Origin of the sequence: Streptomyces sp. HPF1205, from assembly GCF_020400825.1 — a bacterium.
Classification (GTDB): Bacteria; Actinomycetota; Actinomycetes; order Streptomycetales; family Streptomycetaceae; genus Actinacidiphila.
In genome coordinates this window covers 1-5,261 of the sequence record NZ_JAINVH010000079.1, presented here as the reverse complement: position 1 = coordinate 5,261, position 5,261 = coordinate 1, and the positions used below count along the sequence as shown (strand labels likewise).

General features: G+C 66.3%; 5 protein-coding genes. All 5 read right to left on the bottom strand.

Going from position 1 to position 5,261, the window contains the following annotated elements; translation table 11 throughout:
• Positions 1-121: 121 nt before the first annotated feature.
• Entirely contained in the window at positions 122-574 is a 453-nt protein-coding gene (locus K7G61_RS35560) for a hypothetical protein (protein WP_225851290.1), read from the bottom strand.
• A gap of 149 nt (positions 575-723) precedes the next feature.
• On the bottom strand, positions 724-1,431 hold the full coding sequence (locus K7G61_RS35555; RefSeq protein ID WP_225851289.1) for a DUF3387 domain-containing protein: 708 nt from the start codon (positions 1,429-1,431) through the stop codon (positions 724-726).
• 4 nt (positions 1,432-1,435) lie between these two features.
• Positions 1,436-2,167: a hypothetical protein gene (locus K7G61_RS35550; protein WP_225851288.1), complete on the bottom strand. Its 732-nt coding sequence runs from the start codon at positions 2,165-2,167 to the stop codon at positions 1,436-1,438.
• Between the two features lie 4 nt (positions 2,168-2,171).
• On the bottom strand, positions 2,172-3,896 hold the full coding sequence (locus K7G61_RS35545) for an Hsp70 family protein (RefSeq protein ID WP_225851287.1): 1,725 nt from the start codon (positions 3,894-3,896) through the stop codon (positions 2,172-2,174).
• On the bottom strand, positions 3,893-5,261 hold a 1,369-nt coding region (locus K7G61_RS35540), incomplete at its 5' end, for a hypothetical protein (RefSeq protein WP_225851286.1). The genes K7G61_RS35545 and K7G61_RS35540, both read right to left, overlap by 4 nt.

The following is a 5,261-nucleotide window of genomic DNA, read 5'->3' as shown; positions in this document are numbered from 1 at the left end:
TCAGGTCCAACCCGCTACACCACTTCCAAGGACGCAACCCACCGGGAGCGTCCCAACCCACCCGGAAGCACCGGACGCTTCAGTCCTCCTCGCTACAACCGGCAGACCCAGGCAGGCAGAGTCACGAACGGTCGCCCTTGCGCAGATTGGCGAACGGCAGCTTGCCGTGGCGGAGGACGAACTCGTCGATCAGCTCGGCTTCCGCCCGGATCGGCCGCACTCCAGGAGTCGTACGCCAGGCGACCAGGAGCGAAGACGAGTCCTGAAGCTGCCAGATGTAGCGACCGCCCCAGTGCCCGGATGACCCCGCGCCCGACCTGACGTACTGCCGCAGCCGACCCCTGAGGCCATGCCGAGAAGCCGCCCCCGCGTCAGCCTTGCCGATGTAGATGACGTGCGCCCCCCGAACCCACTTGGCGGCCAATTGCTCGATCCGGACCGTGGGGTTGCGTGTCCCCCTCCACCCGGCAGGGCTCGTGTCCAGGAAGTCCGGAGCGGCCAGCGACGGCCTGAACACCACGTAGACACCGCTCTCGTCAGGGACGGGGGCGCTACGCAGCTGTTCGAAGGCCATGAACCCCGAGAAGCCCCGATCCTCAAGGTCGCGCTGAGTCAGTCCCGTGGCTGCCTCCAATGCAGGTCCCCCCATGCAAGTACTGCCGACCTCTGCAAACGGCCTGTGCAGCGGATGATGTCATCGACGTATAGAGCTTGGCCCTCGGGTCAGCTGTCCGGAAGCCCCGTCGTGGACCACTCGTTGGCGAAGTGCTCCATCTGCTTCAGGACCAGGCTGACGGCCTCCGGGCGGCGGTCCGGCGGGTAGTTATGGCGGGCCAGGAGACGCTTGATCGCGCTGCGGAGGCCGGCGCGGACCGGTTCGCGGGCGATCCAGTCCGGCTTGAGCTTCTTCTGGACCTCGGCGACGAGATCGCGCGCGATGGCCGCCAGGACCTCGTCGCCCATGAGCTGCTGCGCTGTGCCATGGTCGGCGACCGCGTCGTAGAAGGCGAGCTCCCGCCAGTTCAGCGGCGGGTCGAACTTCTCACCGCGTCTGGCGTCGTCGACGACCTCCCTGGCCATCTCGACGAGCTTGGCGATGAGCTCCGCGCTGGTGTACTGCTGCCGCATGCAACGGGTCATGAGGTCCTGCAGCCGCTCGGAGAACGCCGTTCGGCGGACGATGTTGTGCCGCGTCACCTCGCGCATCTTCTGCTCGACCAGGCGCCGCAGCGCTTCCGCCGCCAGGTGCGGGGTCTCGCTGCTCTGCAGCTTGGCGACGAGGGCGTCGCTCAGGCGCGTCAGGTCCGTGATCCCGCCGGTCTCGACGACGGCCCCGCTTCGTACGCGGTCTTGACCGTGAGGCGTGGAGAACTCGGCCGTGAGTCTCTTCGGGATCGCTCCGGGGTGAAGAAGTTCTGGCGATACGGCCATGCGCTCACGACCCAGCCGTGTCCTGGACGGGGTCCGGGCCGGCCGTCCACACCAACTGTGTGCAGTGGATTTTGCCGCGCGCCTGGTAGGCGGGGGCGACGACGAACACGGGGGTGCCGTCCTCCGGCGCATCGAGCCACGGTTCCCGCTGGTCGGGACTGAGCGACTCGGGCGAGAGGTCGAAAACCCAGGTGGGATCGCCGCCCAGGTACTCCGCTCGTCTCCTCAGTTCCATGGCCGCGCCGCAGAGGCGTCCGGCGGCCTCGTGCGCGGGGGCCAAAGACAAGATTTCCTCCACGACCTCGGTATTGGGAGGTTCCTGGCCGAAGAGCTCTGCGCATACGGCGCCCATCGTCTCCGCCAGGAGTCTCCTTCGGAGGGCGCGGTCACCGCCGGCCCCGCGCAACGACTCCCGTACCGTGCTGTGCACCTTCTGCTCACGGAAACTGCGGTAGGCCTCGGCGATGTCGTGGTGGTGGACATCCAGGTCCGTCGCGACGTCCTCGCGCTGCTGACCGTGCCGTGCGAGCAAATACTGGATCTTCGCTTCTTGTCTCTCGACGTTCTCCCGCATTTTACGGAACTCGTCGCTGAGCGCTCGGTGTTGTTCCTCGAGCGCCTCGATCCGCCTGGTTTTGCGTTTGATGATTTTGGCGAGCCGCATCATGAGCGCCTCCAGGTCCTGCTGGTCGTCGAGATCTAAATCCGCCAAGTAGTCCGCGAGATACGACGTCATATCCTCACCATCTGGGATCGAACCTCACTGACGTTTCCAGCGTCTCTCCGGTTTCCAGAACCTTCGCCGTCACTTTGATCTGAGTGCCGCCGAACCGCATGGACACCTCGACCTTCCGCTCGGCCCGGGGCAGCTTCCTGACGGCCGGCGGAAGTTTTACCACCAAGGTGCCCATACGAACCGTCCCTCGGTCGGTTACGTACCGGGGGTCGTGCTCAGTGGTTCGATAGATCGGGAACGGCATCTCGGTCTGGTCGTTCTTCATGGGGATGTAGACGCGCTTGACCTCTTCGTCCACCTCCACCGGATCCCCTATGTGGACGAAAACGCGAAAGCGCGTCGTGCACACTTCCACGCCGCCGTCGTCGGTCTTTTTTGAGTCCGGCGGATCACCCTTTTCGAACGGCCGGCAAACATCGCATCCGTAGGTGTAGCGGGTGCGGCGAATCCGGAATTCGGACGGGTCGTAGGCGAAGTGCACGGCGCCGTGGAGAACCGCCCGGGCAGGAAGGGGAGGAACGACGAATCGCACCCGATCACCGTCGTCGAACCTCTCGGCCATCCGGCGTTGGAAGTACCGGGACTGTGCGAATCCCCCCACCCCCAGCAGGCGGACGTTGCCCGGCGCGCCGACGAGCGCACGTTCCAACTGCCTCTCGACGAGGTTCATCATCGGGTCCAGGACCTGGTCGAACAGGCCCAGGAAATCGTCCCTGGATATGACGAAGGCGTCATCGACGCCGTTCTGCCTGCTCGCCAGTGCGTCGAGTCCCTCGTTGCCCATCAGCCGGAAGAGCTTGCCCGGAATGAAGATGTCGGTGTCGCTGGGGTCGTCGGGGTCGAAGTCGGTCTTCCTACGCTCGAACTCCTGGAGCAGACCGTGGAACAAGCCGGGCGCCTTCTCTTCGTAGTCGAGAAGTCGGGAGGCGCCGTCCGAGTGCCCTGGTCTGCTCAGCCGGGACTCCAGGATCTCCTTGCCAAAGGCCAGGTTGACGTACTCCGACCCGAGTTGGTCGCCGTTCGCCCTGATCACCTCGGAGAGGCGGCGGCCGTCCGGCTCCACCTGGTAAGCCGTGGTGTCGACCGTGCCGCCGCCGGCGTCGACGACGAGGATGCGGGTTCCCGCACGGTCCATTCCCCCGCCGGCGAGGGCGTTCCGTGCGTATTGGACCGCCACCTCGGGCTCCAGACCGAGGTGGAGCCGGTGCTCCTCGGTGGGCAGGCCAGCTTGTTCCGCAGCGCGCCGCATGGCCTCGCGCGCCTGGTCGTCCCAGATGGCAGGCACCGTTAGGCACCAGACGATCTCGTCCTCCTGGAAGCCGCCGAGTTGTATCTCCTCCAGCGCCAGGGAGTAGAGCTTATGAAGGTAGGCCGAGATCAGCTTCTCGTAGCGGCCGGCAAGGCTGTCTTTCGCGAGCACGGCCTCGTTGCCCGGGGCCAGGGACATCTTCATCTGGAGCCCCGTGACCAGTTCACCAGTGCCGTCCCCCCGCTGCTGCCGGTATTTCTTCAAGGCAGAGTGCCCCCAGTCGGCGACGGTCGCCTTGCCGTCCAGGAGCAGGGCCGTCCGGTTCTTGGGGTACGTGACGGGCTGGTCACTCCACTGGTCGCGGCTGAGGATCTGGCGCGCGACGGGGTCGTCGTTCTGGTCGCACTTGACCGCCCACGCGTATCCGCTGCCGTACGTCCCGAAGTCGATGGCGGCGGCGACTTTCGGCTCGTCGCTCATCGGGCTCCCCCCATGCCGTGCAGTTGGTCGAGGCGCCGCCGTGCCGCGGCCTCCCGGAGGGCCTCGGCCTTGGCTGTCCCTTCCTTGTCGGCCAGCAGCCCGAACACCCCGAGGAGTTCGCGGAGAGCGGCCAGGTGCCGGGTCCCGTCGTCCAAGGGCAGGGAGGCCAGTTCTGCGAGCACGGTGCGGGCCATGCGGCCGGCCATATCTTTCAACCCGCCCTCGGCCAGGACCCGGGCCTGATGGGCATAGGCCAGGCTGGCGTCGAGTCCCCCCGTGGCGGCCAGGAACTCGTACGCATCGGCTGCGCTGGTCGAGGCCAGGGCACGTTCGGAGTCTTCGCCGGCAGCCAGGAGCATGTGCATCCTGGGCGCCCGCTCGTGGCGCAGCAGGTGGAACCAGTCGCCCAGGTTCCCGGCGGCCAGCGAGAACATCTGGCCGAGCCGGTCACCGATGTCCTGGATCTCGGCGGGATCGTCGGCGGCCGTCAGGGACGTAGGAGGGAAGTTCATGTGCAGCGAGGTGCTTCCCGTTCCCGGAAGAACGTTCCAGGCCGTCAGCGACGGCCATATGCGTCCGCCCTCCTGCGCCTGCCCATAGACCAACACGACGGGCAAGTCGTGGAGCACCTGCTGGATGGCCCGCACGTCCACGTCGAGGCGGTGCAGCGGGCGGTCTATCAGCCCGGCCATCGGCTCAAGGTCGCTATGCCAATGGCTGGTCAGCCAGGCCTGGCGCACGGCGACCACAAAACGGGGACGGTGCTGCGCAGAGACGGCTCCCTCATGATAGAAGGGGGCTATCAGCAGCACTGGTTTCCGGCCGTCACCAGTGGCCTCGACCACGAGTTCCCGGACAGCCTCAGGGGTATGCGAAAACGGACTGTTGGCCAGGTCCAGATCTCGCGTCCGCAACGCTTCGCTGAGTGCCACCTGCACCAGCGCCCGGTGCCATTCCAGGTCCTCGGCCGCCTGCTGCGAAGCGGAGACGAGGGCCAACTGCCTGTTGAAGTCGCGCTGGTTGACGATATCGGTGGCAAGTGCCCTGGCACCGGTTCCCACCACGTCAAGGCCGGCGCTGATCGCCGCGGTCTTGATGTTCTGCGCGGACGCGAGTCTGAGCAGTTGCGCCGCGCGCGAGTGCTTCCGCTCGCCGAGGAAATCGTTGAGCAAGCCCATCCGCACCTCATGGTCTTGCTGCTGCTCGGCCTGCTTGCCTTCTTGGCGCCCCTTGAGCAGGCCGAAAGTGCCCTCAGTCGCCGTATTCCCCCACTCGATAAGCTTGTCGGCCTGCTGGGCGAGTCCCACCAGTCTCACCAGGCGCGAGAATAATCCTTCTTTACTTCCGGCCACGCCGGTACCCCCC

Coding starts and splice junctions, on each gene's coding strand:
- K7G61_RS35560 (WP_225851290.1), bottom strand. CDS start 574: ATGGCCTTCGAACAGCTGCGTAGCGCCCCCGTCCCTGACGAGAGCGGT.
- K7G61_RS35555 (WP_225851289.1), bottom strand. CDS start 1,431: ATGGCCGTATCGCCAGAACTTCTTCACCCCGGAGCGATCCCGAAGAGA.
- K7G61_RS35550 (WP_225851288.1), bottom strand. CDS start 2,167: ATGACGTCGTATCTCGCGGACTACTTGGCGGATTTAGATCTCGACGAC.
- K7G61_RS35545 (WP_225851287.1), bottom strand. CDS start 3,896: ATGAGCGACGAGCCGAAAGTCGCCGCCGCCATCGACTTCGGGACGTAC.